A 25989-nucleotide genomic window follows, 5' to 3' on the forward strand; every position below is an offset into this window, starting at 1 on the left:
GCCTAATTAAATCAGACCGATCCAGCAGGCACGTTGCACGGCCGCCAGTTTGTTGTCGGTCTTGAGCTTGCCCATGGCGTTGGCCAGGTGGTAGTTCACCGTGCGCTCGGAGCAATCCATGCGCGCGGCGGTTTCCCGCGCCGTCAGCCCTTCAAACGCCATGTTCAGGCTTTCCAGCTCGCGCGGGCTCAGGCCCACGCGCGCTTCAGCGATGGCACGGCGCAGCATGGGCCAGATGTTGAAGGCCGACCAGGCCAGCGCGGCCGCTTCGGAGCGATCGGCAAACGCCCGGGGACTGAACATGAAACATTCAAAGGCGCGACCGGCGGGCAGGCTGAATGCCACGCGCACCAGCGTCTGGTAACCGTGCGCAAGCCACAGGCGTCGCCAGCGGCTGGATTGTTCAAAGACCGATTTGGAGATGTCTTGCCAGGCCACCAGGGGCGCATCACTTTCGCGCCAACTGGCCCCAAAATCGCGGCTGTCGGCCAGCGCCTGGGCAGCCGACAGCAATCGGGGGGGGTGCACCGCCAGCACCTCACGCTCGTCTCTTCCGCCGGTGGGCGCCGGGCCCAGCACCATGACGGCCTCAACGCCCTGGTCATGCAAGGCGCAGACCCAGTCGGCCAGGATACTGTCCAGGCTGACACTGTCAAAGTTGACAGGTAAGGTCATGGTTTGAAACAGCCTGTTGCACAGACAATGCGGTACGTGTTTGGGCAGCCGGTGCGGGCAACGGGTGCTCGACAATCGAAGGAGTACATATTGCCTCTGGACCGGTTGAGGTTGCACAGCGCCAAAGCGCGCCTGTGGAGGTGGTTGCTGGACGAGGTGGTCCATGCACCCCTGGAACCCATTTTGCACCCATCCCGTGCACGGTTGCAGTACCTGGGCGCGTTCACCATTCTCGGCCATATCGCGTTTGGCTGGATCTGGATCGACCTGTTGCCGCAGCCCTACGAAAGCGTGCCCACCCGACTGGCCATGGCCAGTCTGGGCATCCCGCTGCTCTTCGGCATGGTCAATCGGGACCTCACCTCCAAGGCCACGATCTGGATTTTTTCCCTGGCCAGCTGGTTGCAGCTGCCGATGTTCTTTTCCTGGATGTACTGGCTCAACGAGGGCAACGACGTCTGGCTGGCCAGTGTTTCCTGCATGCTGGTGATCTACTACCACCTCACCGACTGGCGGGTGGCCACAGTGGGGGTTGTCGGGGGAGCGGGGCTCAGCCTGGGGCTCACTCAGATGCTGGGGATACCGCTGACGCAAGCCGCCACACGGCCCGATCATCTGGTGGTGCTGGCTTTCGCATGGGGCGCGGCCGTGATGCTGGGGGCCTCCAGCGCCAACTTGCGCCGCACGCGCCTGATCAACACGCTGAGCACCATGGGTGTGATGGCGCACGAGCTGCGCACGCCGCTGGCCACGGTGCACCTGATGGGCGACGTGCTGCGCAACCTGTCGCAGTACGACTTGCCGGAGGCCAAGCAGAAGAAGTTCGACGAGCTGGCGACACGGCTCCAAAACCTGGTGCGCAGCATGAACCGCCAGATCGATACCCAGATATCGAATGCACAACTGACTCGGCTGCCGCGCGACAAGTCATCGATCCGCGCGGCGGAGCTGGTGCAGGACGTGGTGTTGCACTACCCCTACCGCTCGTCCCGGGAGCGCGATTGCGTTCAAGTGCACATCCAGCAGGACTTTCACTTCGTTGCCTCCCGCCAGTTGTTCTCTCAGGTGCTCACCAACCTGATGAAGAACGCACTGCACGCGCTGGCCTCGGCCAGCAATGCACCGAGCCCGGGCGACTTGCGGCTGGACGTGGGCGTGCACCACGGCAAAGGCCGCATTGCAGTATCTGACGACGGAATCGGCATCGCCCACGAACAGCAGACGAGAATCTTCGAACCGTTCTTCTCCACGCTGGCAGGTGCCGGCAACGGCCTGGGTCTGACGTTCTGCAAGAACGTGGTGGAGGCGGCGCAGGGAAATCTCAGCGTGCATTCCGAACCCGGCCTGGGCGCGGTCTTCATGATCGATCTCCCGATCCAGACCCCGACTCCCGCGACTTCATCCTCCACTCGCTGACGATCTGATGGCACTGACGATCCCTTTATTCCACCGTCCCGGCAGCATCCTGTTCCTCGACGATGACACCGACTACCTCGACATGCTCGGTATGGTGATTCCGACGCATTGGCAGGTGGAGCTGTTTTCTCGGCCGTCGGGCTTTGCGCAGCGCATGCAGCAGGAGCCGGCGCGGTGGGAAGCCGACGCGATGCTGCAACTGCAAATGATCGAGCGCTGGCGCCAGGGACAGCCGCTGCTGCCGCAGATCCTGCGCTACTGGGCGGTGAACCCGGCACGCTACCAGTTGGTGAAGACCTGCGTGGTCGACTATGCGATGCCCGGCACCGACGGCTTGAAGGTGCTCAACACCTTGCTGGACTGGCCTGGTTCGCGCGTGCTGCTGACCGGCCAGGCCGACGAGCAGATCGCCATCCAGGCCTTCAACAACGGTCTGATCGACCAGTTCGTGCCCAAACAGACCACCGACATCACGCGTCACCTTATGGGTGTCTTGCGCAAGCTCATGCACGCGCCGCACCCACGCCTTAACACCCTGTGGCGTAGCGCGCTGCAGCCGTCGCAACAATCGCTGCTGCAGATTCCGTCCATCGCGCAGGCCCTGCAGGCTTTCGCCACTCAGAACTGGGTCGAGTACGCCGTGTTGGGAGAGCCGTTTGGCCTGATCGGTCTCGACGGCGCGGGCGATGCCCACTGGCTGCAGCTGGAGCCCACCAGCAGCCTGGGTGACCTGGCCGAACTCGCGGGCTCGGCCGGGCTGGGCTTCGACGTGGTGCGCGCTGTGCAGGCGGGCAACCAGTTGGCTGCGGTGGAACTGCACCAGCAACTCAATCTGGGCGGGCCGGTGCGCACCTCGCCGGCCTTCAGCCTGGGTGATGACAAGCTGATCACGGCGGCGGTGTTCTCACTTGACGCCACCGACCTGCCGCACCCCATCTACGGCTACCGGCGTTTCCTGGACGCCGAAGGCCACCGCAGCGTTCAGGACAACTGAGCGCACGCCGCGCGGGCGCGCCGCGCAATGGGCCAGTCCCACGGCTTGACCATGGGCGCCAGTTCGCGCGCCACGGCGGCCACATGGTCCAGCTCCGCATCGGTGAGCGCAGCGTGCAGCGTGAGGCGCACCATGGTGCGGTTGCGGCTGGTGGCGGGCGCGCAGAATACGGCGCCAAACACATCCCGCTCCTCCAACAGATCGCGCAGCACCATAGTGGCCGGTTCGGTGCCAGCCTCCAGGGCGATGATCTGTTCGGTTCCCTGGTGGATCGGGTAGCCCAGATCGCTGAGCATGCCGCGCAACTGGCGCGTGTGGGCGTGCAGGCGCGCGCGCTCGGTGTCGCTGCGGCGGATCACGTCCAGCGTGGCGTCGAGTGCGGCAATCTCGTGCGGCAGCAGGCAGGAGCTGAACATATTGGGATAGCTGGTGCTCAGCACGTAGTTGCGCATGGCCGCGGGCACGCTCAGGAAACCGGCACGTCCGGCAAACGCCTTGGCCAGGCTGGCGGTGATGAAGTGCACCCGGTGACTCAGGCCGAGCTCGGCGCACAGGCCCGCGCCCTGCGGACCATGCGTACCCAGCGAATGCGATTCGTCCACCAGCGTCATGCAACCCCACCGCTCGGCCACCTCCACCACCTGCACCAGAGGCGACACGGCGCCCGTGGTGCTGTAGATCGAATCCACCACGATCACACCGGCGCCGTGGCGCTGCACCAGCCGGTCCAGGTGCTCGGCGTCGTTGTGACGGAACGGGTGGGTGGTGGCCCCGGCGCGACGCGCACCTTCCCACAGCGAGGTGTGGGCCAGCGTGTCCATGTAGATCACGGTCTTCTCGTCAGCGATGGACTGCAGCAGACCCAGGTTGGCCGCGTAGCCCGACTGGCAGATGAGACCGTCTTCCTGACCAAGCATGTGGGCGAGCTTGAGTTCGAGCTTGCGCGCTGGATGCTCGTCCAGCAGGAACACGCCGGACTGGATGACGAACTCGGAGTCGGTCTTGATCGCCAGCGTCTGCGCCTGAACGATCTCGGAATGGCCGGTGAGGCTGAGGTAGTCGTTGCCGTTGAGCCGCACCGCGCCGGGACCCGCCTCACGACCATGCAACAGTGAGCGCCCGCTCCAGAGTGTGTCCCAACGGGTGGTGAATTCGCGCTGAATGCGCCCCGCCAGATGGTCGGAGATCGGTGGGCAGGAGGGTGCTTTTTCCCGAGAGCAGGCCAACAACGTCATGGAGCAATCCTTTTGGAATGGAAAACCCCATTGAAAAAAAAAATTCGTGAAAAAACACACGAACCCTGTCAACCCTGACAGGGGTTGTGAGGCATTCTTCTCAAATTGCGGGCAGCTCGCGCGACCAGCGGTTGCCGGCAAGCCACATCGGTGGCACAGACCCCGCGCGCTTCAGCGCTCAGTTCTGGCGCCAGGGCAGCGCATGGTGGCGCCAGCCACCTTGCTGCCCGCGGTGCGCATGCGCATCCGGATCGCCCTCGAATCCCTCCAGGATGTTGTAGGCCTCCAGGCCGAGCTCGGTGGCGCGTTTGGCCGCGGCGATCGAGCGCACGCCACTGCGACACAACAACACGATCTTCTTGCCACCCGCCGCCTGGCGCACCTGCGCATCGAAGTCGGGGTTCATCGCCATCCCGGGCCACTGCTTCCAGGCCACCGGCACCGCGCCCGGCACGAAGCCGACCCACTCCCGCTCGGCATCGGTGCGCACATCCACCAGCACAGCCTCGCCGGCCTGCACCCATTGCCAGGCCAGCTGCGGCGTCACGTCGCCCGCGTAGCTGCCCGCGTGCGGACCGGCCGCGAGCCGGGGCTCCATGAACACGACGCCGCCCGCGTCGTGGCGCTGCCCCGACATGAGATTGGCGGGCACAGCCTCGTCCATGCGCCGGGGCCTGGGGAGGTTGAGCGACTCCATCAAGGCGATGAACTCGGACTCGCTCTTGCCCGCGACACGTTCGTTGTGCTTCTTCTCGGCGCCGATGGTGGAGTGGTGGCGCCCGTGGTAGTCGTGTCCTGGCCAGACGGTGGTGTCGTCCGGCAGATCGAACAGCACCTGGGTGATGCTGTGGTACAGCTCTTTCGCACTGCCCGACTGGAAATCGGTGCGGCCGCAGCCACCGATGAGCAACGTGTCGCCCGTGAAGACGTGGTGCCTCCAGACCAGGCTCATGCTGCCAGCGGTGTGACCGGGCGTGTGCAGCGCGCGCAGCACCTCGCCGCCAAAGCTCAGCGTGTCGCCGTGGGCAAGCTGCACTCCGGCGGTACCGATGCCGCAACCCTGTGGCGCCGCCGTCTTGGCCCCTGCCAGTTCGGCCAGCTTGCCGGCGCTGGTGATGTGATCCGCGTGCGCGTGGGTCTCCACCGTCCAGACCAGTTTCAGGCCGTACTCGCGAAGCACGGCGAGATCTCGCTCGATCTGTTCGTCCACCGGGTCGATGATGAGAGCGTCGCGGGTGATCTGGTCGAACAGCACGTACGTGAACGTGCTGGAGGCGGCATCGAAGAGCTGAATTGGTTTCATGATGCATAGCATGCCACCGGCTGGACTCTGTGGATGTGACCCAAGTCGAATGCGACGTTGTTAGCATGCAAACTTGCACTGGGCTTACATCCTGCTGACGCAGCGGTTTTCAACAGAACAATGCCGAATACAGATATCGGATGAACCCGCTTTTAAGTGGCTTTTTGTACGCTATTCAAGGCCTGTGAAAGCAGCAACGTCAGCCAAAGGAATCATGGTCGGTGAAAACCCTGTCGAGGGGAGCGAGCTGCGGGCCGCATGATGCACAAACCTCAACCCAGACTGGAGACAAACACATGTCAGACAAGAAAACCGTGACGTCACGCCGCGGCATGCTGAAAGGCGCGGCCGTTGCGGCTGGCGCCATGTCGGTGCCGATGATTGCGACCGCGCAGACCACGTCGTTGCGCTTCCAGAGCACCTGGCCCTCGAAGGACATCTTCCACGAGTACGCCCAGGACTTCGCCAAGAAGGTCAACGACATGGCCGGGGGCAAGCTCAAGATCGAAGTGCTGCCCTCCGGCTCCGTGGTCCCGGCTTTCCAGCTGCTCGAAGCGGTGGCCAAAGGCACGCTGGACGGCGGCCATGGCGTGGTGGCTTACCACTACGGCAAGAACTCGGCACTCGCCCTGTGGGGTTCCGGCCCTGCGTACGGCATGGATCCCAACATGGTCCTGGCCTGGCACAACTACGGCGGCGGCAAGGCGCTTCTGGAAGAGATCTACGCCAGTCTGAATCTGGACGTGACCTCCTTCCTGTACGGCCCCATGCCCACGCAGCCGCTGGGCTGGTTCAAGAAGCCCGTGGCCAAAGTGGCCGACATGAAGGGCCTGAAGTTCCGCACCGTGGGCCTGGCCGTTGACGTGTTCACCGAAATGGGCACCGCGGTCAATCCGTTGCCCGGTGGCGAGATCGTGCCCGCGCTGGACCGCGGCCTGATCGACGCAGCCGAGTTCAACAACGCATCGTCGGACCGCCTGCTGGGCTTCCCCGACGTGGCCAAGAACTGCATGCTGCAGAGCTTCCACCAGTCTGGCGAACAGTTCGAAATCTTGTTCAACAAGACCAAGCTCAATGCCCTGCCGGCCGAGCTGAAGGCCATCGTCGACTACGCCGTGCAAGCGGCCAGCGCCGACATGAGCTGGAAGGCCATCCAGCGCAACTCGCAGGACTACATCGAGCTGAAGAAGCAAGGCGTGAAGTTCTACAAGACACCGGACCCGATCCTGCGCGCGCAGCTCGAAGCCTGGGACAAGACGATTGCAAAGAAGGCCGGAGAAAACGCCATCTTCAAGAAGGTGCTGGACTCGCAGAAGGCATTCGCCCAGCGCGCCGGCCAGTGGCAGAACGACTACCTGGTCGATTTCAAGATGGCCTACAACCACTACTTCGGCAAAGGCGCCAAGAAGTCCTGATCGGACTTTGCTGAACTCGGGGCGCCTGCAGGCGCCCCTTTCTGTTTCTGGAAATTCACATGCAAAAACTATTACTGGCCGTTGACAGCCTGTCGACCTGGTTCGGCAAGGCCTGCGCCTGGACCGTCATCGGACTCACGCTGTTGATCACGTGGGAAGTGTTTTCCCGCTATGTGCTCAATACCCCTCACGCCTGGGTGCTCGACGCCCAGATCATGTTGTACGGCGTGCTCTTCATGAGCGCGGGCGCCTACACGCTGGCCAAGAGCGGCCATGTGCGCGGTGACGTGCTCTACGGATTCTTTAGCCCGCGCACGCAAGCCGGCTGGGATCTTGCCCTCTACATCCTTTTTTTCCTGCCCGGTATCGTGGCTCTCACCTACGCCGGCTGGTTCTTCGCCAACGAATCGCTCGCCATCCGCGAGCAGACCTTCAACGCCGATCCCATTCCCGTCTACCCGTTCAAGTTCGTGGTGCCGATCGCGGGAGCCTTCCTGCTGCTGCAGGGGATTGTGGAAATCATCCGCTGCGTGATCTGCCTGCAAACGGGCGAATGGCCCAAGCGGGAAGAGGACGTGGAAGAAGTCGATGTCGAAAAACTCAAGGAAATGGTGCACGTGAAAGACGCTGACCTCGCCGACCTGGAGCAGCTGGCTCCGCAGAAGGGTGGCCAGAAATGACGATCCGCAAAGAACTCTGGTTCGGCTTCGTGCTGATGGCGATCATCAGTGTCGCCGCGATCACCATGGTGTTCAGTGTGGACACCATGACCAACGGCCACTACGGCCTGCTGATGCTCTCGCTGGTGGTGGTTGCCATCATGCTGGGCTTCCCCACCGCCTTCACCCTCATGGGCATGGGCATGATGTTCGCGTTCTTCGCCTACCACTCGGGTGACCAATCGGCCGCGGGCGCGATGCAACAGACGCTGGACCTGATGGTGCAGCGTGCGTTCTCGGTGATGGGCAGCGACGTGCTCATTTCGATTCCGCTGTTCGTGTTCATGGGTTACCTCGTGGAGCGCGCCAACCTGATCGACAAGCTGTACCGCAGCCTGCACCTGGCCCTGGCCCGCGTGCCCGGTTCGCTGGGTGTGGCCACGCTGGTGACCTGCGCCGTGTTCGCCACCGCCACCGGCATCGTGGGCGCGGTTGTCACGCTCATGGGCCTGCTGGCCCTGCCGCAGATGTTGCGCGCGGGCTACGACGTGCGCCTGTCCGCCGGTGTCATCACCGCCGGCGGCTGCCTGGGCATCCTGATCCCGCCCTCGGTGCTGCTGATCGTGTACGGCGCCACCGCCGGTGTGTCGGTGGTGCAGCTGTACGCCGGTGCCTTCTTCCCCGGCATCATGCTGGCCGGTCTGTACATCGTGTACGTGATCATCATGGCCAAGATCAAACCGGACTGGGCGCCCCCACTCACCATGGCGCAGCGTTTCGTGCCGCTGCCGCCACGGCTCACGGCCGTTGGTGCCACCGGTGATGGCTGGGCTGTGTCCAACCTGATCAAGGCACTCAAGGGCAAGCGCAACCAGGACGTGTCCACCAAGTACCTGCTGGGCCAGTTGAGCATTGCCCTGCTGCCGGCCATTCTGTTCGCCGCTGTTGCCGTGATGAGCTACCAGAGCGCCACCACCGTGGTGCCGGTGGAAACCTACGACGAACTGCAGCCCATGGGCAGCGGTGCCAGCGTGGACGAAAACGACTACCAGGGCAGCCTGGCCGACCCGCCGGCGCAAGAGAGTGGTCTGGCAGAACCTCCTTCAGAAGCAGGCGGCCTGGCAGAACCCCCGTCCGACGATGCGGTGGCCGAGCCACCCGGTGCGAAAGCCGATGCCGTGGCAGCCCCACCAGGCGCCGAAGAAGACGCCCCGGCCGCAGGCCCCGCAGTTGATGCCGTGGCCGAGCCAGCGGCAGCCGCCGCGCCAGCGGGTGACACCGCCGAGCCGGTGGCCACCACCAAGCCCGCGTCCATGAGCTTCTGGATCGGCCTGGCCGTGGGCCTGCTGGCCATGGTGATCTTCTATGCCATCCTGAGCTTCACCCGGCTGGAAGTCTTCAAGATGCTGCTCACCAGCTTCTTCCCGCTGTTGGTGCTGATCCTGTCTGTGCTGGGATCCATCGTCTTTGGTCTTACCACGCCCACGGAAGCAGCGGCCGTCGGCGCATTCGGTGGATTTGTCCTGGCAGCGGCCTACCGGCAACTCACCTTCGGCGTGATCAAGGAAAGTGTGTTCCTCACGGCCAAGACGAGCGCCATGGTGTGCTGGCTGTTCGTGGGATCGGCCATCTTCTCGGCGGCGTTCGCACTGCTGGGCGGGCAGGAGCTGGTCGAGACCTGGGTGCTGAGCATGAACCTGTCCAAGACCGAGTTCCTGATCCTGTCGCAGGTGATCATCTTCGTGCTCGGCTGGCCGCTGGAGTGGACCGAGATCATCGTGATCTTCATGCCTATCTTCGTTCCGCTCCTGGACAACTTCGGCGTGGACCCACTGTTCTTCGGTTTGCTGGTCGCGCTGAACCTGCAGACCGCATTCTTGAGTCCGCCGGTGGCCATGAGCGCGTTCTACCTGAAGGGCGTGGCGCCGAAGCACGTGACGCTGAACCAGATCTTTGCCGGCATGCTGCCGTTCATGGGCATCCAGGTGCTGGCCATCATCTTGCTGTACCAGTTCCCCGCCATCGGCATGTGGCTGCCACAGGTGCTTTACCGCTGATCCGGCGGGCCGCAACCACGCAGAACAGGGGCGCGCGAGCGCCCCTTTTTTTGCCCAAACGCGTTAACATTACGTTTACGTAAACGTCAACCAAAACGGGCTCGCAAAACAGCGCCCGTGCACCGAACGGAACCCATGCCCAGCCCGAACGACGACGCCCTGCCTTTTCCCGCCCGGGCCATCCTGGCCGCCAAGGGCAGCACATGGCAGGACTGGCAGGTGAGTCCGGGCAACGGCAACAAGAAGGCCAAGGGCGTCTCGCTCAAATCGTTCAAACCCGACGCCAAGCCGTTTTCCAGCGGCAGCAAGTCCACCGATCAGGCCGCTTTGGCCGGAATCGCCGAAGAGCTCGACGCGCTGCAGAACCTCTTCTATGCCGACGGCCGCTACAAGCTGCTGGTGGTGCTGCAGGGCACCGACACCTCGGGCAAGGATGGCACGGTGCGAGGCGTCTTCGCACGCACCAGCCCGCTGGGCGTGCACACCGTGGGCTGGAAAGCGCCCACCGAAGCCGAACGCGATCACGACTACCTCTGGCGCATCCATCAGAAGGTCCCGGGCGCCGGCGAGATGACCATCTTCAATCGCAGCCACTACGAAGACGTGCTGGTACCGGTGGTCAATGGCTGGATCACGCCGCAGCAGACGCTGCAGCGCTACGAACACATCAAGGATTTCGAGCGCCTGCTGGCCGAGACCGGCACGGTGATCCTCAAGTTCATGCTGCACATCAGCAAGGACGAGCAACGCGAGCGCCTGCAGGAGCGGGTGGACGATCCCGAGAAGCATTGGAAATTCAGCCTGGGCGACCTCGATGTGCGCAAACAATGGGACGACTACCAGAGCACCTACGAAGCTTTCCTCAACGCCACCAGCACACCCTGGGCACCCTGGACCGTGGTGCCCGCTGACTCCAAGACGCACCGCAACCTGATGATCGCCACCCTCGTGCGCGACACGCTCAAGGCGCTGGACTTGCGCTTTCCCCCCGAAGACCCGAAGCTGACCGGGCTGAAGATCGCCTGAAGCCGGGCACCGTTTTTGACACCGACAGAGAGAGACACCATGAGCAACCTCGCCGCCGAATTCCAGGCCCTGGCCAACTACCGCCCCACGCACAAGGTGCGCTTCGTCACCGCCGCCAGCCTGTTCGACGGGCACGACGCGGCCATCAACATCATGCGGCGCATCCTGCAGGGCATGGGCGCCGAGGTGATCCACCTGGGCCACAACCGCTCGGTCGACGAGGTGGTCACCGCCGCGCTGCAGGAAGACGCGCAGGGCATCGCGATCAGCTCCTACCAGGGCGGTCACGTGGAGTACTTCAAGTACATGGTCGACCTGCTCAAGAGCCGGGGCGGTGAACACATCCAGGTGTTCGGCGGCGGTGGTGGCGTGATCGTGCCCGGCGAGATCCGCGAGCTGCAGGACTACGGCGTGACGCGCATCTACAGCCCCGAAGACGGGCAGAAGATGGGCCTGGCCGGCATGATCGGCGAGATGGTGATGCGCTGCGACCGCGACTTGAGTCCCTTTGCGCCGACGTCTTTGGCAGCGATTGAAGGCCAGGGCGAGATGAACTGGCGCGCGCTGGCGCAGCTGATCACGGTGCTGGAGAACGGCAACGCGGATGCGGCCATCGTCTCGGCGCTGCGTGAACAGGCCAAGAGCAAGAAAGTGCCCGTGCTCGGCATCACCGGCACCGGCGGCGCGGGCAAGTCCTCGCTCACCGACGAACTGATCCGCCGCCTGCGCCTGGACCAGGACGACAGCCTGCGCGTGGCCGTCATCTCCATCGACCCCTCGCGCCGCAAGAGCGGTGGCGCCCTGCTGGGCGACCGCATCCGCATGAACGCGATCAACCCGTGGCAGCAGGGCCAGCGCGTGTACATGAGATCGCTCGCCACGCGCGACTTCGGCAGCGAGATCAGCGCCGCCTTGCCCGACGTGATCGCCGCCTGCAAGTGCGCCGGTTTCGACCTGATCGTGGTGGAGACCTCGGGCATCGGCCAGGGAGACGCGGCCATCGTGCCGCACGTGGACGTGCCCATGTACGTGATGACGCCCGAGTTCGGCGCCGCCAGCCAGCTCGAGAAGATCGACATGCTGGACTTCGCGGCCTTCGTGGCGATCAACAAGTTCGACCGCAAGGGCTCGCTCGACGCCCTGCGCGACGTCTCCAAGCAGGTCCAGCGCAACCAGGAGGCCTGGAGCACGCCGCCCGACCAGATGCCGGTGTTCGGCACCATGGCCGCGCGCTTCAACGACGACGGCGTGACCGCGCTCTACCAGGCGCTCAAGGCGAAGCTGGGCGAGCTCGGCCTGCCGCTCAAAGAGGGTCGCCTGCCGGTTGTCAAGGTCCGCCACAGCACCAACCAGACGCCCATCGTGCCGCCCGCGCGCACGCGTTACCTCGCCGAGATCAGCGACACGGTGCGTGGCTACAAGAAGAAGGCGATCGAACAGGCCCGCCTGGCGCGCGAGATCCAGCAGCTCACCGAAAGCGCCCGCATGCTGCGCGTGGAAAAGCCCGAGCGCTCACGCGCCGCGGAGGCCGTGATCGACCTGGCGCAAGTGCGCGAACTCGACCAGGACCCGGCCGCGCGCAAGCTGCTGACCCAGTGGCCCGACATGCAAAAGGCCTACGCGGGCGACGAGTACGTCGTGAAGATTCGCGACAAGGAAATCCGCACCGCGCTCACCACCAAGAGCCTCTCGGGCACGACCATCCGCAAGGTCGCGCTGCCGAAGTACGAGGACCACGGCGAGATCCTGAAGTGGCTGATGCTCGACAACGTGCCGGGCAGCTTCCCCTACACCGCCGGCACCTTCGCCTTCAAGCGCGAGGGCGAGGACCCCACGCGCATGTTCGCCGGTGAAGGCGATGCTTTCCGCACCAACACACGCTTCAAGCTGCTCTCGGCCGGCACACCGGCCAAGCGCCTGTCCACCGCGTTCGACTCGGTCACGCTCTACGGCAACGACCCCGACCCACGCCCCGACATCTACGGCAAGGTGGGCAACTCGGGTGTGAGCATCGCCACACTGGACGACATGAAGGTGCTCTACGGCGGCTTCGACCTGTGCCACCCGGCCACCTCGGTCTCCATGACCATCAACGGCCCGGCGCCCAGCATCCTGGCCATGTTCATGAACACCGCCATCGACCAGAACCTGGAGAAGTTCGAGGCCGAGAACGGCCGCGCGCCCACCGACACCGAAGCCGCCAAGATCCGCGAATGGGTGCTGGCCAATGTGCGCGGCACGGTGCAGGCCGACATCCTGAAAGAAGACCAGGGTCAGAACACCTGCATCTTCTCCACCGAGTTCTCGCTCAAGGTGATGGGCGACATCGCGGAGTATTTCGTGCACCACGACGTGCGCAACTTCTACTCGGTGTCGATCTCGGGCTATCACATCGCCGAAGCCGGCGCCAACCCGATCAGCCAGCTCGCGTTCACGCTCTCGAACGGCTTCACCTTCGTGGAGGCGTACCTCGCGCGCGGCATGCACATCGACGACTTCGCGCCCAACCTGAGTTTCTTCTTCAGCAACGGCATGGACCCGGAGTACACCGTGCTCGGCCGCGTGGCGCGCCGCATCTGGTCGGTGGCCCTGCGTGACCGCTACGGCGCCAACGAACGCAGCCAGAAGCTGAAGTACCACGTGCAGACCAGCGGCCGCTCGCTGCACGCGCAGGAAATCCAGTTCAACGACATCCGCACCACGCTGCAGGCGCTGATCGCGATCTACGACAACTGCAACAGCCTGCACACCAACGCCTTTGACGAGGCCATCACCACGCCGACCGAAGATTCGGTGCGCCGCGCGATGGCGATCCAGCTCATCATCAACCGCGAGTGGGGCCTGGCGAAGAACGAGAACCCCAACCAGGGCGCCTTCATCATCGACGAGCTCACCGAGCTGGTCGAAGAGGCCGTGCTGCAGGAGTTCGAGAAGATTGCCGAGCGCGGCGGCGTGCTGGGCGCGATGGAGACCGGCTACCAGCGCGGCAAGATCCAGGACGAGTCCATGCACTACGAGATGCTCAAGCACACGGGCGAGTACCCGATCGTGGGCGTGAACACCTTCCGCAACCCGCACGGCGATGCGACCCCCGACACGCTGGAACTCGCCCGTTCGACCGACGAAGAGAAGCAAAACCAGCTCAAGCGCCTGGCCGAGTTCCACGCGCTGCACGCAGCCGAATCGCCCGCCATGTTGCAGCAACTGCGCCAGGCCGTGATCGAAAACGGCAACGTGTTCGAGGTGCTGATGCAGGCGGTGCGCGTGTGCTCGCTCGGCCAGATCACCTCGGCACTGTTCGAGGTGGGCGGCCAGTACCGCCGAAACATGTGAGCAACATTTGAGAACAGGCGCGAAGCGCTGCGTGCTGCTCAACCCGCACGCCCAGGGCGGACGGGCGGCGGCCTTGTTGCCCACGCTGCAGGCCGCCCTGCCGCCCGACGTGGCCCTGCACGCGCCGCGCGATGTGGTCGATGCGCTCGACCTGCTGGCCAGCCTGCCCGCCGGCAGCCGTGTGGTGGCGGTGGGCGGCGACGGCACGCTCAACCGCTGGTTGCCTGCCCTGCTGCACAACGACCTTGAACTCGGTGTGGTGCCCGTGGGCAGCGGCAACGACGTGGCCCGCTCGCTCGGTCTGCACGGCCGGGCGCCGCTGGCCGCCCTGGTGCACGCCCTCAACGCCGACACGCGCCCGATGGACGTGGGATGTGCCGAATGGCGCGATCCCCATGGCCGCGAGTACCGGGCCCTGTTTCTCTCCAGCTTCACCGCCGGCTTCGACTCCGCCGTGGTGCTGCGCACGCTCACGGGCCCACGCTGGCTCGGCGGCCTGCCGCGCTACCTGTGGGCCACGATGGTCGAGCTGGCCCACCTGCAGACATGGACGCTGGACGTCACGGCCAACGGCAAACATCTGCACAGCGGCCCCGCCCTCTTTGCCTCCAGCCTGAACACATCGACCTTCGGCAGCGGCATGCCGGCCGCGCCGGCGGCGCGCACCAACGATGGTCTGCTCAACCTGCTGCTGGCCGGGCCATTCGGTCGCCTGGGTGCGCTGGCCATGCTGCCGCGCCTGCTCACCGGCACACACCTCGGCCACAGCCGCATCAGCACCCGCGCGTTCGAAACGCTCACGGTGATCAGCGATACCGACCTGCCCCTGGCCGCCGACGGCGAGTTCCTGGGATACGCCCGGCACTTGCGGATGAGCGTGCTGCCGGGTGTGCTGCCGGTGGTGGGAATCTAGGTCCTCAGGCAACCGCTGCCAGCGGCAGGTTGAGCAGCAGGTTCTGCGGCTTGATCTTCATCAGGCCCTCGGCGTTCATCGCCAGGCCCAGGTACACCTGCTTGCCGCGCACGTCGGCGCGCATGACCTGCGGATCGTCGAAGCCCAGGCGAAACAGACTGATCAGGCGCTGCTGCCGTTCGGGCTCCACGTCGTGGCCGAGGTACAGGTCGTTGAGCAAGGCAGTGGATTCGGCGTCCAGCCCCAGGTGCCAGCGCCACGCCGTGTCCTCCACCCGCGATTCGGGCTGCACCTGCACCGCCACGCCGTGGAAATGCCGCACCCACTTCTGCAGCACCACCGCCAGCGCCTTCAAACCCGACTGCGAACGGTTCATGGTGAGCGTGAGACCGTGCGAGAGCTCGCGCTGGATCTCGTGCGTGAGGTCGAGCACGAAGTTGAAACGTCCGTTGCCCGCTCGACTGCCCAGGTAGCGTGCGGCGTTGTCATCACCCAGCACCTCGATCTGCACCTCGGGAATGGCCGCGCCGCTCTGCATGAGCAGACGGCCCACCGCACCGAGTCCGCCGGTCTCATTGAGCATGTCCAGCACCTCGCTGTCACCACTGAGCACGCGCCCGTCCTGCACCCGCACGCGCTGGCGGCGAAACAGCATCTCGGCCGCGCGCCACTGCCAGGCATCGTCAACACCCTCGAGCAGGTTGCACACCATGGCCTGCACCACCAGATCGAGGAACAGCGGCGGGATCTGGATCGCGCCGGCCTTGAAGAAGCCGGCGTATGCGGCCTCCAATGAACCGGCCGCGATCACCGCGTCACGAAAGCCGAGGAACAAGCGGTGGTTGGCGCGGGCATCGGCGTCCTCAAAGGCATCGAGTTCGTGCTGTGCCACGGCACGCGTGGGCGCTTCCACGAGCGAGGCATGCAGTGCCTGCTCGGCCGAACACGACTCCTCGACCAAGGCCAGTTCGGGCCGCTGCAGCCACAGGCGCCAGTAGGCGTCGGTGGGCACCAGCCAGCCTCGCGGGTTGCGCCTCAGGTGATCAAAGCCACAGGGAGTCCAGATGGGGAAGGCGTGGGAAGGCATGACATCCACCCGCAGCGCGTGGGCGGGTCTCGCAGGAACACAAAGGGCCTGCATTGTCGTTCACCACGCGCGGGCTTGCCTGCACCACAGACGCTCCCCCCTCCCCGGCGTCAAGGTGCCGACTGCAGCGCCCCCGCCTTGCGAGCACTGCTCAGGGCGCGCAGCTGGAACGGCCGAGGTGTATCGCGAACGTAGGTGGCATCGAGCACGCTCCCCAAAGTCAGCGAAGCCTGCAAGCTGGCGTTGGGCCAGAAGTTCGGGCTGGCGATGTTGGCGGCACCGGGGATCTGGTTCGCCAGAGCGTTCACGTTGCCGGTCTGCACGGCGTTGCCGCTGGCGTACGTCCCCACCATCAGCGCCTGATTGCCGGTACCGGCAAAGAGGTTGGCCTTCAGCACCACCGACTGGGTGCCTGTACGCACCTGCAGAAAGGCGCCACCCGATCGGGTAATCGCCATGGTGTTGTGCGTCATTGCCAGCGTGTTGACGGAATGCAGAAGTCCTTCGGAGCCGTAACTGATGGCGCTGGGGTTCTGCGCATTGGGACCCTTGTGGAACAGGTTGCCACGGAGCACCACGCGCCCGCCTTCGGCAAAGTCCGCCAGATAGCTGGAGGTCCCGGTGGGGCCGTCCATGAAGTAATTGTTTTCAATGATCGACTCGCGCGCCCGAGTCTTGAGGTTGTGGCCCCTGTTGGCTTCGTGGAAATAGCTGCCCGTGACGGTGAGGCGGTCGATCCTGCCCACATAAAGGTTGTGCCCCAGGCCCCCGGCCACCAGGCTGCGCGCGAATTCGGAGCCTTCGATGATCAGGCTGGTACCGGCGGTGTTGTGGGTCAGGATGCCATTCTGGTTGTCAAAGAAGCCGCTGTTGCGCACACGAAGCCAGCCCCCGTGTTCGGCACGGATGCCAGCTCCGTTGCGGTCGGGCACGGTGGCATTGTGGAACTCGACGCTGTCGATCGTGACGTTGGTACCCGACACCACCCAGATGCCCTTGCCGCCGGCATTCTTGCCATCCGCAAACAGCCGGGCGCGACCACCGACACCGCAGAGCGTGAGGTTGTTGTTGCGCCAAGTGGCGACATCACCGCGGTAGTCCGCGGCGGCGATGCGGATCACGTCGCCGTCGCGCGCCACTGCGGCTGCCGCACTGGGCACCGCATAGGTCTTGCCGACGCCAACGTTCAGCACACGGCCCGGGGCTGTGTCGCAAGCGGTTCCTGCCGAAGGGACCGGTGCTGGTGCTGGTGCTGGTGCTGGTGCTGGTGCTGGTGCTGGTGCTGGTGCTGGTGCTGGTGCTGGTGCTGGCACAGGAGTTTGACCCTGAGCCAGAGCTCGAACTTCCGCTTCAGCCAGAGCTTGAGCGGCCAGGACTCGGGCTCGGCCTTCGGCAATGAGTTGAGCTTGAGTTTTGGTTTCAGCCTGAGCGAGCAGTAGCGGTGCCTGGACCGGATCGAACACGAGGTTCGAAGCGTTGTCGCCCAGGGTCGCGGCATCAGCGTCACCGCCACCACATGCACCCAAGGTGACGGCAACGGAGACCAGGCAGGCGTAGCGGTGCGACTTTTTCATTGGGCGAAGTATCTCGTCAGGGTTGTTCGAAGGGGCCAAGTTTGGAGGCTCCTTCGAAAAGGATCGCGTCAGGAAGTTCGCGGATGTAACGGCAATTTCGACCCCCCACCGTGGCTCTGGTACCGTGGGTCCTGTGGTGCGCTCTGTGGCCAGCCCGCCAAGTGAAACGACAACCCGACACAGTTCATTACCAAGTCACACGCATGGAGCACGCTCATCGCCCCTGGGCATCACTCTGTCGATTCGCAAGAAGCCCCGTCTTGCAAAGCCAGCTCATTGAGGATAGACCACATGCAAAAACACATCAGCCTCATCGGCGTCCCCACCGACATCGGCGCGGGCGCGCGCGGTGCCTCCATGGGCCCCGAAGCCATGCGCGTGGCCAACCTGGCCAGCGTGCTTGAAAGCCACGGTTTGAACGTGCTCGATCGCGGCAATCTCAGTGGGCCACCCAACCCCTGGCAACCGCCCACCGACGGTTACCGCCACCTGCCCGAGGTGGCGGCGTGGAACGAAACACTGCACCACGCGGTGCACGCCGAACTGTCGCTGGGACGCCTGCCCATCGTGCTCGGCGGTGACCACTGCCTGGGCCTGGGCTCGATCAGTGCGGTGGCCCGCCACTGCCGCGAGAAGGGCAAACAGCTGCGCGTGTTGTGGCTCGACGCCCACGCCGACTACAACACCGCTGCCCTCACGCCCAGCGGCAACATCCACGGCATGCCGGTGGCGCTGCTGTGTGGCCATGGCCCGGCGCTGCTCACCGGCATTGGCGGCACCACACCGGCCATCGACGCCAGCGTGGTGCGCCAGATCGGCATTCGCAGCGTGGACGCTGGCGAGAAGCGCCTGGTGCACGAAGCGGGGCTGGAGGTGTTCGACATGCGCTACATCGACGAGATGGGCATGCGCCACACGATGGAGCAGGCGCTCTCGGGCATGGACGACAACACCCACCTGCACGTGAGCTTCGACGTGGACTTCCTCGACCCCGACATCGCCCCGGGCGTGGGCACCACGGTGCCCGGCGGCCCCACCTACCGCGAGGCGCAGCTGTGCATGGAAATGATCGCCGACACCGGACGGCTGGCCTCCATGGACGTGATGGAGCTCAACCCGGCACTCGACGTGCGCAACCGCACGGCGGAACTGGCGGTGGATTTAATCGAAAGCCTGTTCGGGAAGTCCACGCTCATGAGGAAGGGCTGATCAGCTCTTGCCTACAAGCTCAAGGTGCTCGACCACCGGCGGCTGCGCGAAAAACGGGCCGACGATCGCGCGCCACTGGGGGAACAGGTCGGAGCCACGAAAGCCCACGGTGTGATCTTCCAGCGTGTCCCAATAAATCATCAGCAGGTAGCGGCCCGGCGTCTCGATGCTGCGGTTGACCTTGTAGCCCTTGAAGCCATTGGCGTGAGCAATGACAGTGCTCACCCCACGCAGGATGGCTTCTTCAAACGCTGAGCTCTTGAGGGGGTCGATGCGGATGTCCGCGTGTTCGAGAATCATGGTGTTGTTCCTGAAGTGATGACGCGGCGAGGCGATCGTCGAGCATCATATCCACCGCCTTCTCCGCCATCATGATCACCGGCGCATTGGTGTTGCCACCCACCACGGTGGGCATCACCGAGGCATCCACCACCCGCAAACCCGCCACCCCGTGCACCCGCAGGCGGGCGTCCACCACGTCCATGGGTCCCGGCCCCATCCTGCAGGTGCCCACCGGGTGGTAGATCGTGTCGGCGTGGTTGCGCACGAACTGCTCGATCTGCCCCTCGCTCTGCGCCAGCACCGAGGTGGCCGACTCGGTGCCGCCGTGGCGCGTGAGGGCCGGTTGCTGCAACAGCCGGCGCATCACCTGGAAGCCGCGCACCAGGCGAGCGGTGTCGTCGGGGTCCTGCAGGAACCCAGGGTCGATGAGGGGCGCCACCTGTGGATCGGCGCTGGCCAGGCGCAGGCTGCCCCGGCTCCGGGGCCGCAGCAGGCACACGTGACATGAATAGCCGTGGCCCAGCACCGACTTGCGGCCGTGGTCCACCAGCTTGCCCACCACAAAGTGCAGTTGCAGGTCGGGGACGGCCTCATCGGGCCCACTCTTGATGAAGCCACCGGCTTCGGCGAAGTTGGTGGTGAGCATGCCGCTGCGTAGGCGCCGCCATTCAAAAATGCCACGCACCGCCTTCCACACCCCGCCCGGCGTCAGGCCAAGCAGATCTCGCACCTTGGGTGCGTTGACCACGATCACCACGTCCACATGGTCGTGCAGGTTCGCACCCACGCCGGGCAGGTCCAGCACGGGTGCGATGCCGTGTTCACGCAGGTGCTCCGCCGGGCCGACGCCCGAGACCATGAGCAGTTGCGGGGAGCCGAACGCACCGGCGCTGAGCACCACCTCGCCACCGTCGTTCAAGCGCAGGACCTGCATCGGCCCACGCCCGCCGTTGCCGCGAATCTCCACCCCCACCGCGCGCGGCGGGCTGTGATCGGTATCCATCACCACGCGCGTGGTCAGGGCGTTGGTGATCACCTGCAGGTTGGGTCGCTGCAGGTGCGGCGTGAGGTAGGCCTTGGCCGCGCTGAAGCGCTCACCGTTCTTGTGCGTGACCTGGTAGGCGCCCACGCCTTCCTGCTCCAGTCCGTTGAAATCGGTGTTGTGCCGGTAGCCCGCCTGCTGGCCGGCCTCGATGAACGAGGCCAGGAATGGGTTGGGGCTGCGCAGATCCATCACGTTGAGCGGGCCGCCCTGGCCGTGCAACGCATCGGCGCCGCGCTCGTTGTGCTCGGCGCGCTTGAAGTACGGCAGCACATCGGCGTACGACCAGCCCGGGTTGCCCAGGGCGGCCCAGCCGTCATAGTCGCTGGCGTGGCCGCGCGCGTAGATCATGGCGTTGATCGAGCTGGAGCCACCCAGCACCTTGCCGCGCGGCTGGTAGCCACGCCGACCGTTGAGGCCGGGCTGCGGCACGGTGTTGTAGCCCCAGCCATTCATTTCGAATTTCGCGATCACCGCCAGGCCCGCCGGGCAGTGGATCAACACACTGCGGTCGGGGGGGCCGGCCTCGATGAGGGCGACACGGATGGCGGGGTCTTCGCTCAGGCGGCCGGCGAGCACGCTGCCGGCCGATCCGCCGCCAACGATGATGTAGTCGTACATGGTTGTCTCCCTCGTGTGTGGCGCACGCCAAGCCGTGCGCGACAATCTCACAGCAAGTTAGCACAGGGGTGTCAGCCCAGGTAGGCTGTGGCGCCTAAGAAACCGCCTCCGGCGACGCCCTCGCGACGCCGGCACAAACCGCCGATCACCCCCAGATCCCCACCCACTTCCGCAGGAGCATCCCCTTCATGAACAGCATTCAAACCGTCGGCATCATCGGCTCGGGCACCATGGGCAACGGCATCGCGCAGGCCTGCGCCACCCGCGGCATCCGCGTGGTGATGGTCGACATCGCGCAGGCCGCGGTCGACAAGGGCCTGGCCACCGTGGCCGCCAGCCTGGACCGGTTGATCAAGAAGGAAAAGATCAGCGCCGCCGACAAGGACCAGGCGCTGTCGCTCATCAAAGGCTCGACGAACTACGAGGACCTCAAGGGCACGCAACTGGTGATCGAGGCCGCGACGGAAAACGAAAGTCTGAAGGTCAAGATCCTGCAGCAGCTCGACGGCCTGCTCGCGCCCGAGGTGATCGTGGCCACCAACACCAGCTCGATCAGCATCACCAAGCTGGCCGCCGCCACGCAGCGCCCCGACCGCTTCATCGGCATGCATTTCTTCAACCCGGTGCCCATGATGGCGCTGGTGGAGATCATCCGCGGCCTGCAGACCAGCGACGCCACGCACGACGCGGTGAAGGCGCTGGCCGAGGCGCTGGGCAAGTCGCCCATCACCGTGAAGAACGCGCCCGGCTTCGTGGTCAACCGCATCCTGGTGCCGATGATCAACGAGGCCTTCTTCGTGCTGGCCGAAGGCATCGCCACGCCGGAAGACATCGACGCCGGCATGAAGCTGGGCACCAACCAGCCCATCGGCCCGCTGGCCCTGGCCGACATGATCGGCCTGGACGTGTGCCTGGCCGTGATGAACGTCTACATCGCCGAGTTCAACGACAGCAAGTACCGCCCGGCCCCGCTGCTCAAGGAAATGGTGGCCGCGGGCTACCTGGGCCGCAAGACCGGGCGCGGCGTTTATACCTATTGATCCCCCCGCGCCGCTTCGCGGCACCCCCCTGAGGGGGCGATGCCCTGTGGCCCGGCGGAGCCGGTTCCACGGCATCTCTGGGGTGAGGCACGCGCTCCGACGGCTTTGGTGGTGATTCTGTACCCCGCCGCACTACCCGGGTGACCAATTGCCCATGCCGGCGAGGTGAGGCGAGCGCTCGGCCGGTCCCCAGCGCAGCGGCAAGCCACCCTGCACGCGCAGCGCCCGCGTGACGTCCAGCCGCAGCAGCCGCTGCGCCCCCTCGAACGCCGCAAGCTCGGCGCCGTCCCACACCACGCTGGCGTGCGCCGCGAGGTACAGCAGGTCACCCCGTTCGAAGTCCATGAACAGCAGGCCCGCTGGCGGATGCACCGCGATGTTGCCCAGCGTGTTGAAGAAGAGGTTGCCCGGGAAATCGGGCACGGTGAGCCGCTGGCCTTCGATCTTCACAAAGCCCGGCGCGCCGCCACGGTGCGACACATCCACCCCATGCCGCGGCTCGCTCGCCACAGCCGCCTGGGGATGCGCGGTGGCGATGAAGAAGGTGTCGGCCGCGTGGATCAGTTGGCGCGATGCCTCGTCGAGGGTTGGTCCCTCGTGCGCCAGGTGCCCGGCCGGCGCATCCGGCGTCCACACCGGTTCGCGCGCCTGGATGTACTTCGGGCAGTTGCCAAAGCTCTGGCCGACCTCGACTGTGAGGCCGTCTTCCCGCAAGTGCGCCGTGCCGTTCATGCGGTTGCGCCGGCGCGTGTGCGGCTGGATGCCGAGCAGGCCGAGCGACGCGCCGTCGTGCAGCGTGGTGTTGAGCGGGTCGTGCGGCACGGGTCGGGCGCGGATGTGCAGGTGCGTCGGGTCGGGCGAGGTCATGAACCCTGGCGCGCCCGCGAGCACGCTGGCCCAGGGCTGGCCCTGCGCATCCACGCTGCCCACCACCACGAAGGGCAGCAGGCCGAAGAACTCGCGGTGTTGGTCGGGCATGTGGTCGCGCATCACGCGCGGGCCGATCTGCGCCATCTGTGCCTGCACGCCGGCGCGCGCCTGCAGGGCCTGTTCACCAGCGTGGAAGGCGTTCATGCTTCCAACCCCACCGGCGACTTGAGCATGGGCACGAAGCCCGGCAGCGCCTCGATGCGCGCCAGCCACGCGCGGATCGCCGGGTAGGGTTGCAGCGACACCAGGCCTTCCGGGGCGCGCGCCACGTAGGCGTAGTGCGCCACATCGGCCAGCGTGGCGCGCTCGCCGACCAGAAACGGCGTCTGGCTCAGTTCCGACTCCATGAACTGGAACAGGCCCTGGGCGCGCTCGATCGACTCTTTCGGGTCGGTGGGGCGCTGGAAGAGCTGCACCACGCGGGCGGCGGCCGGCCCGAACGCCAGCGGGCCGGCGGCCAGCGAGAGCCAGCGCTGCACGCGCGCCGCGCCCACCGGGTCACGCGGCAGCCACTGGCCCGGCGCATGGCGGCCCTCCAGGTAGACCAGGATGGCGTTTGAATCGGCCAGCGTCAGATCACCGTCGCGCAGCACCGGCACCTGCCCCAGCGGGTTCATGGCGAGGAAGTCGGGCAACTTGTGCTCTTTCAGCGCGAGGTCGACGTCGATGCTCTCGAACGGCAAGCCGAGCAGCGAGAGGAACAGTTCGACGCGGTGGCAGTGGCCGGAAATTGCGCTGCGGTAGAGCTGAATGGAAGATGTCATGGGAGGCTCCTGGATGGGGAAGATGCGATCTTCTTTGTTGCAAGCACATTCACCAATACCCCTGCACGCACTTCACTGCTCCGAGAAACGGTCTAATGGCGCATGGACAAACTCCGTGCCATGGACACCTTCGTGCAGATCGCCGACGCCGGGAGCCTCACTGCGGCGGCCTGGGCCATGGGAAGCTCCTTGCCCGCGGTGGTGCGCTTGCTCGCGGCCTACGAAGCCCATCTCGGGGTGCGCCTGTTCAACCGCACCACGCGCCGCATCTCGCTCACCGAAGATGGTCGCCGCCACCTGGAGAGTTGCCGCCACCTGTTGAGCGCGGTGGACGATGCCGAAGTCGAGCTGAAAAACCATGCCACCGAGCCCACCGGCCACCTCACCATCACCGCACCGGTGCTGTTCGGCCAGATGCATGTGGCGCCCATCGTCACGCGCTTCGTGCAGCAGCACCGCCAGATGCGCTGCCGCGTGATGCTGATGGACCGGGTGGTGAACCTGCTGGAGGAAGGCATCGACGTGGGCATCCGCATCGCCCATCTGGAGGACTCCAGCCTGGTCGCGCTACCGCTGGGCGAGATCCGCCGCGTGGTGGTGGCCAGCCCCGCGTTCCTGCGCGAGCAGGGCGTGCCGGCGCACCCGAACGAGCTGCTCAAGGCCAACTGCGTGCGCCTGGCGGGGCACTCGCCCACCTGGGGCAGCTTTCGCGACGGCGGCAAAGCGCTCAAACTCAGCGTCAGCGGCAACCTGGAGTTCAACCACATCGCGCCCGCCGTGCAGGCGTGCGCCGCGGGAGCAGGCTTTGGCCAGTTTCTTTCGTACCAGGTCGCGCCGCTCCTGAAGACCGGAGAATTGCAAACCGTGCTGGAAACATTTGAGGACGCCCCTCGTCCCATCCACGTGGTGTACCCCCACGCCCGCCTGCTGCCCGCGCGCACGCGGGCCTTCATCGATTTCATTCGCCAGGAACTCAAGGGCTTCGAGCCCGGAAGCAACCCACCATGACCACCACTTTCGACTTTGACCTTTTTGTGATCGGCGGCGGCAGCGGCGGCGTGCGCGCCGCCCGCATGGCCGCGCAGCGCGGCGCGCGCGTGGCGCTGGCCGAGGTGCTCGGCACCGATGGCCTGGGCGGCACCTGCGTGAACGTGGGCTGCATCCCGAAGAAGCTCTACAGCTATGCGGCGCACTACGCCGAGTCGTTTGACGAGTCGCACGGCTTCGGCTGGGAGGGTGAGAAACCCACTTTCAACTGGGCCACGCTGAAGGCCAACCGCGCGAAAGAGATCACGCGCCTCAATGGTGTCTACGGCAACCTGCTGCGCGGCTCAGGCGTGACCGTGTTCGACGCCTTCGCGAGCCTCACCGGCGCACACGGCATCGCGCTGGCCACGCTGAACGCCGACGGTTCACCCGGTCACCAGGAGTTCAGCGCAAAGCACATCCTGATCGCCACCGGTGGCACGCCGCACGTGCCGCACTTCGTGGGGCGCGAACACGTCATCGTCTCCGACGACATCTTCGACCTCGAACCGTTTCCAAAGCGGCTGGTGGTGGTGGGCGGTGGCTACATTGCCAGCGAGTTCGCCTCCATCTTCAACGGCCTGGGCGCGAAGGTCACCCAGCTCTACCGGGGCGAGCAGATCCTGCGCGGCTTCGACGACGAGATCCGCCACTTCGTGGCCGCCGAAATGGTCAAGGCAGGCGTGGACCTGCACCTCAACGCCGGGGTGGTGGACATCCGCAAAACGGACGACGGCCTGCGCGTGGAATGTGAAGGCGGGGCCCTGGTGATGGCCGATGCCGTGCTGTACGCCACCGGCCGCGTGCCCAACGTGAAGGACATGGGTCTGGAGGCCGTGGGCGTGGCGCAAGGCGCCCAGGGAGAGATCGTCGTCAACGAGCGCTACCAGACCAATGTGCCGTCCATCTTCGCGGTGGGCGACGTGACCAACCGCGTGCAGCTCACACCGGTGGCGCTGGGCGAGGCCATGGTGGTGGTGGACCAGTTGTTTGGCCCCGCCGCCGGCAAGGCGCCGCGCAACATGGGCTACGAGTTCATCCCCACCGCGGTCTTCACGCACCCGAGCATCGGCACGGTGGGCTACAGCGAGCAGGCGGCGCGCGAGAAGTTCGGCACGGTAACCGTCTTCCGCAGCGAGTTCAAGGCGCTCAAACACACGCTCTCGGGCAGCACCGAACGCACGCTGATGAAGCTGGTGGTGGACGCGGCCAGCGACCGCGTGGTGGGCCTGCACATGGTGGGCGCCGAGGCGGGCGAGATCGTTCAGGGCTTTGCGGTGGCCATGAAAGCCGGCGCGACCAAGGCGGTGTTCGACAGCACCATCGGCATCCACCCCACGGCCGCTGAAGAGTTCGTCACCATGCGCGATCCCGTCAAAGCCTGAACC

At 65.5% G+C, this 25989-nt stretch carries 22 protein-coding genes and 1 pseudogene; 13 read left to right on the top strand and 10 right to left on the bottom strand.

The genetic code is table 11. The annotated features are described in order from the left end of the window. Window positions 1–6 precede the first annotated feature (6 nt). On the bottom strand, window positions 7–675 hold the full coding sequence (locus tag ASE11_RS10765) for a helix-turn-helix transcriptional regulator (protein ID WP_056270410.1): 669 nt from the start codon (window positions 673–675) through the stop codon (window positions 7–9). A 183-nt stretch (window positions 676–858) separates the two neighbouring features. Here ASE11_RS10765 and ASE11_RS10770 point away from each other — a divergent pair, with 183 nt between their 5' ends. After that, entirely contained in the window at window positions 859–2091 is a 1233-nt protein-coding gene (locus ASE11_RS10770) for a sensor histidine kinase (protein WP_235501247.1), read from the top strand. 7 nt (window positions 2092–2098) lie between these two features. After that, a complete protein-coding gene (locus ASE11_RS10775) occupies window positions 2099–3085 on the top strand; it encodes a response regulator (protein ID WP_056270415.1) in 987 nt (328 codons plus the stop codon). On the opposite strand, the gene cqsA is transcribed toward ASE11_RS10775, so the two are convergent. The 3 genes and pseudogenes from cqsA to ASE11_RS26565 all read right to left on the bottom strand — a co-directional run. Beyond that, window positions 3073–4320: an alpha-hydroxyketone-type quorum-sensing autoinducer synthase gene (cqsA, locus tag ASE11_RS10780; protein WP_056270419.1), complete on the bottom strand. Its 1248-nt coding sequence runs from the start codon at window positions 4318–4320 to the stop codon at window positions 3073–3075. The two genes, ASE11_RS10775 and cqsA, sit on opposite strands and share 13 nt — an antisense overlap. A 178-nt stretch (window positions 4321–4498) precedes the next feature. Further along, window positions 4499–4918 (bottom strand): rhodanese-like domain-containing protein, encoded by a 420-nt coding sequence (locus tag ASE11_RS26560; protein ID WP_235501254.1) that lies wholly within the window; start codon window positions 4916–4918, stop codon window positions 4499–4501. A gap of 24 nt (window positions 4919–4942) precedes the next feature. After that, window positions 4943–5623 (bottom strand): annotated as a pseudogene (locus ASE11_RS26565) (MBL fold metallo-hydrolase); the annotation flags it as partial. Between the two features lie 296 nt (window positions 5624–5919). On the opposite strand from ASE11_RS26565, the gene ASE11_RS10790 reads away from it, so the two are divergent. The 6 genes from ASE11_RS10790 (at window position 5920) to ASE11_RS10815 (ending at window position 15026) form a co-directional block, all read left to right on the top strand. Next, the gene (locus ASE11_RS10790; RefSeq protein ID WP_056270426.1) at window positions 5920–7038 is read left to right on the top strand and encodes a TRAP transporter substrate-binding protein; all 1119 of its coding nucleotides are present in this window, start codon (window positions 5920–5922) and stop codon (window positions 7036–7038) included. Between the two features lie 59 nt (window positions 7039–7097). Next, window positions 7098–7718: a TRAP transporter small permease subunit gene (locus ASE11_RS10795; RefSeq protein WP_056270430.1), complete on the top strand. Its 621-nt coding sequence runs from the start codon at window positions 7098–7100 to the stop codon at window positions 7716–7718. Beyond that, window positions 7715–9754: a TRAP transporter large permease gene (locus ASE11_RS10800; protein WP_056270433.1), complete on the top strand. Its 2040-nt coding sequence runs from the start codon at window positions 7715–7717 to the stop codon at window positions 9752–9754. The genes ASE11_RS10795 and ASE11_RS10800 overlap by 4 nt, the downstream gene beginning before the upstream one ends. 135 nt (window positions 9755–9889) lie before the next feature. Further along, entirely contained in the window at window positions 9890–10780 is an 891-nt protein-coding gene (locus tag ASE11_RS10805) for a PPK2 family polyphosphate kinase (protein WP_056270436.1), read from the top strand. A 39-nt stretch (window positions 10781–10819) separates the two neighbouring features. Next, on the top strand, window positions 10820–14113 hold the full coding sequence (icmF, locus tag ASE11_RS10810) for a fused isobutyryl-CoA mutase/GTPase IcmF (RefSeq protein WP_056270441.1): 3294 nt from the start codon (window positions 10820–10822) through the stop codon (window positions 14111–14113). A gap of 31 nt (window positions 14114–14144) precedes the next feature. Continuing rightward, complete coding sequence (locus ASE11_RS10815; protein ID WP_056270443.1) at window positions 14145–15026, top strand: diacylglycerol/lipid kinase family protein; 882 nt, start codon at window positions 14145–14147, stop codon at window positions 15024–15026. A 4-nt stretch (window positions 15027–15030) separates the two neighbouring features. On the opposite strand, the gene ASE11_RS10820 is transcribed toward ASE11_RS10815, so the two are convergent. Both ASE11_RS10820 and ASE11_RS10825 read right to left on the bottom strand, forming a co-directional pair. Next, entirely contained in the window at window positions 15031–16113 is a 1083-nt protein-coding gene (locus ASE11_RS10820; RefSeq protein ID WP_056270446.1) for a DUF6352 family protein, read from the bottom strand. 110 nt (window positions 16114–16223) lie between these two features. Further along, window positions 16224–17306 (bottom strand): hypothetical protein, encoded by a 1083-nt coding sequence (locus ASE11_RS10825; RefSeq protein WP_056270449.1) that lies wholly within the window; start codon window positions 17304–17306, stop codon window positions 16224–16226. Between the two features lie 44 nt (window positions 17307–17350). Here ASE11_RS10825 and ASE11_RS25800 point away from each other — a divergent pair, with 44 nt between their 5' ends. Beyond that, entirely contained in the window at window positions 17351–17512 is a 162-nt protein-coding gene (locus ASE11_RS25800) for a hypothetical protein (RefSeq protein WP_156406300.1), read from the top strand. A gap of 466 nt (window positions 17513–17978) precedes the next feature. Next, window positions 17979–18896, top strand: a complete 918-nt coding sequence (rocF, locus tag ASE11_RS10830) for an arginase (protein ID WP_056270452.1) — start codon at window positions 17979–17981, stop codon at window positions 18894–18896. On the opposite strand, the gene ASE11_RS10835 is transcribed toward rocF, so the two are convergent. Beyond that, complete coding sequence (locus ASE11_RS10835; RefSeq protein ID WP_056270455.1) at window positions 18897–19196, bottom strand: antibiotic biosynthesis monooxygenase family protein; 300 nt, start codon at window positions 19194–19196, stop codon at window positions 18897–18899. After that, complete coding sequence (locus tag ASE11_RS10840) at window positions 19141–20841, bottom strand: GMC family oxidoreductase (RefSeq protein ID WP_082585664.1); 1701 nt, start codon at window positions 20839–20841, stop codon at window positions 19141–19143. Before ASE11_RS10840 ends, ASE11_RS10835 begins: the two co-directional genes overlap by 56 nt. Window positions 20842–21029: 188 nt before the next feature. Between ASE11_RS10840 and ASE11_RS10845 the strand changes: the two genes are divergently transcribed. Then, on the top strand, window positions 21030–21881 hold the full coding sequence (locus ASE11_RS10845) for a 3-hydroxybutyryl-CoA dehydrogenase (protein ID WP_056270458.1): 852 nt from the start codon (window positions 21030–21032) through the stop codon (window positions 21879–21881). 132 nt (window positions 21882–22013) lie between these two features. Here ASE11_RS10845 and ASE11_RS10850 read toward each other — a convergent pair whose 3' ends face one another. Together ASE11_RS10850 and ASE11_RS10855 are read right to left on the bottom strand one after the other, a co-directional pair. Beyond that, entirely contained in the window at window positions 22014–22955 is a 942-nt protein-coding gene (locus ASE11_RS10850; RefSeq protein ID WP_056270461.1) for a pyridoxamine 5'-phosphate oxidase family protein, read from the bottom strand. After that, window positions 22952–23575, bottom strand: coding sequence for a glutathione S-transferase family protein (locus ASE11_RS10855; protein ID WP_056270464.1), 624 nt, complete (start codon window positions 23573–23575; stop codon window positions 22952–22954). The genes ASE11_RS10850 and ASE11_RS10855 overlap by 4 nt, the downstream gene beginning before the upstream one ends. 102 nt (window positions 23576–23677) lie before the next feature. Here ASE11_RS10855 and ASE11_RS10860 point away from each other — a divergent pair, with 102 nt between their 5' ends. Further along, a complete protein-coding gene (locus tag ASE11_RS10860) occupies window positions 23678–24583 on the top strand; it encodes a LysR family transcriptional regulator (RefSeq protein ID WP_056270467.1) in 906 nt (301 codons plus the stop codon). After that, window positions 24580–25986 (top strand): glutathione-disulfide reductase, encoded by a 1407-nt coding sequence (gene gorA / locus ASE11_RS10865; RefSeq protein WP_056270470.1) that lies wholly within the window; start codon window positions 24580–24582, stop codon window positions 25984–25986. Before ASE11_RS10860 ends, gorA begins: the two co-directional genes overlap by 4 nt. The last annotated feature ends 3 nt before the right edge of the window (window positions 25987–25989 follow it).

This window comes from Hydrogenophaga sp. Root209 (assembly GCF_001428625.1).
Lineage (GTDB): Bacteria > Pseudomonadota > Gammaproteobacteria > Burkholderiales > Burkholderiaceae_C > Hydrogenophaga.

What these genes read in the sequence shown, in the direction of transcription:
- ASE11_RS10765 (WP_056270410.1), bottom strand. Translation starts at nt 675, where the DNA reads ATGACCTTACCTGTCAACTTTGACAGTGTCAGCCTGGACAGTATCCTG.
- ASE11_RS10775 (WP_056270415.1), top strand. Translation starts at nt 2,099, where the DNA reads ATGGCACTGACGATCCCTTTATTCCACCGTCCCGGCAGCATCCTGTTC.
- cqsA (WP_056270419.1), bottom strand. Translation starts at nt 4,320, where the DNA reads ATGACGTTGTTGGCCTGCTCTCGGGAAAAAGCACCCTCCTGCCCACCG.
- ASE11_RS26560 (WP_235501254.1), bottom strand. Translation starts at nt 4,918, where the DNA reads ATGGAGCCCCGGCTCGCGGCCGGTCCGCACGCGGGCAGCTACGCGGGC.
- ASE11_RS10790 (WP_056270426.1), top strand. Translation starts at nt 5,920, where the DNA reads ATGTCAGACAAGAAAACCGTGACGTCACGCCGCGGCATGCTGAAAGGC.
- ASE11_RS10795 (WP_056270430.1), top strand. Translation starts at nt 7,098, where the DNA reads ATGCAAAAACTATTACTGGCCGTTGACAGCCTGTCGACCTGGTTCGGC.
- ASE11_RS10800 (WP_056270433.1), top strand. Translation starts at nt 7,715, where the DNA reads ATGACGATCCGCAAAGAACTCTGGTTCGGCTTCGTGCTGATGGCGATC.
- ASE11_RS10805 (WP_056270436.1), top strand. Translation starts at nt 9,890, where the DNA reads ATGCCCAGCCCGAACGACGACGCCCTGCCTTTTCCCGCCCGGGCCATC.
- icmF (WP_056270441.1), top strand. Translation starts at nt 10,820, where the DNA reads ATGAGCAACCTCGCCGCCGAATTCCAGGCCCTGGCCAACTACCGCCCC.
- ASE11_RS10820 (WP_056270446.1), bottom strand. Translation starts at nt 16,113, where the DNA reads ATGCCTTCCCACGCCTTCCCCATCTGGACTCCCTGTGGCTTTGATCAC.
- rocF (WP_056270452.1), top strand. Translation starts at nt 17,979, where the DNA reads ATGCAAAAACACATCAGCCTCATCGGCGTCCCCACCGACATCGGCGCG.
- ASE11_RS10835 (WP_056270455.1), bottom strand. Translation starts at nt 19,196, where the DNA reads ATGATTCTCGAACACGCGGACATCCGCATCGACCCCCTCAAGAGCTCA.
- ASE11_RS10840 (WP_082585664.1), bottom strand. Translation starts at nt 20,841, where the DNA reads ATGTACGACTACATCATCGTTGGCGGCGGATCGGCCGGCAGCGTGCTC.
- ASE11_RS10845 (WP_056270458.1), top strand. Translation starts at nt 21,030, where the DNA reads ATGAACAGCATTCAAACCGTCGGCATCATCGGCTCGGGCACCATGGGC.
- ASE11_RS10850 (WP_056270461.1), bottom strand. Translation starts at nt 22,955, where the DNA reads ATGAACGCCTTCCACGCTGGTGAACAGGCCCTGCAGGCGCGCGCCGGC.
- ASE11_RS10855 (WP_056270464.1), bottom strand. Translation starts at nt 23,575, where the DNA reads ATGACATCTTCCATTCAGCTCTACCGCAGCGCAATTTCCGGCCACTGC.
- ASE11_RS10860 (WP_056270467.1), top strand. Translation starts at nt 23,678, where the DNA reads ATGGACAAACTCCGTGCCATGGACACCTTCGTGCAGATCGCCGACGCC.
- gorA (WP_056270470.1), top strand. Translation starts at nt 24,580, where the DNA reads ATGACCACCACTTTCGACTTTGACCTTTTTGTGATCGGCGGCGGCAGC.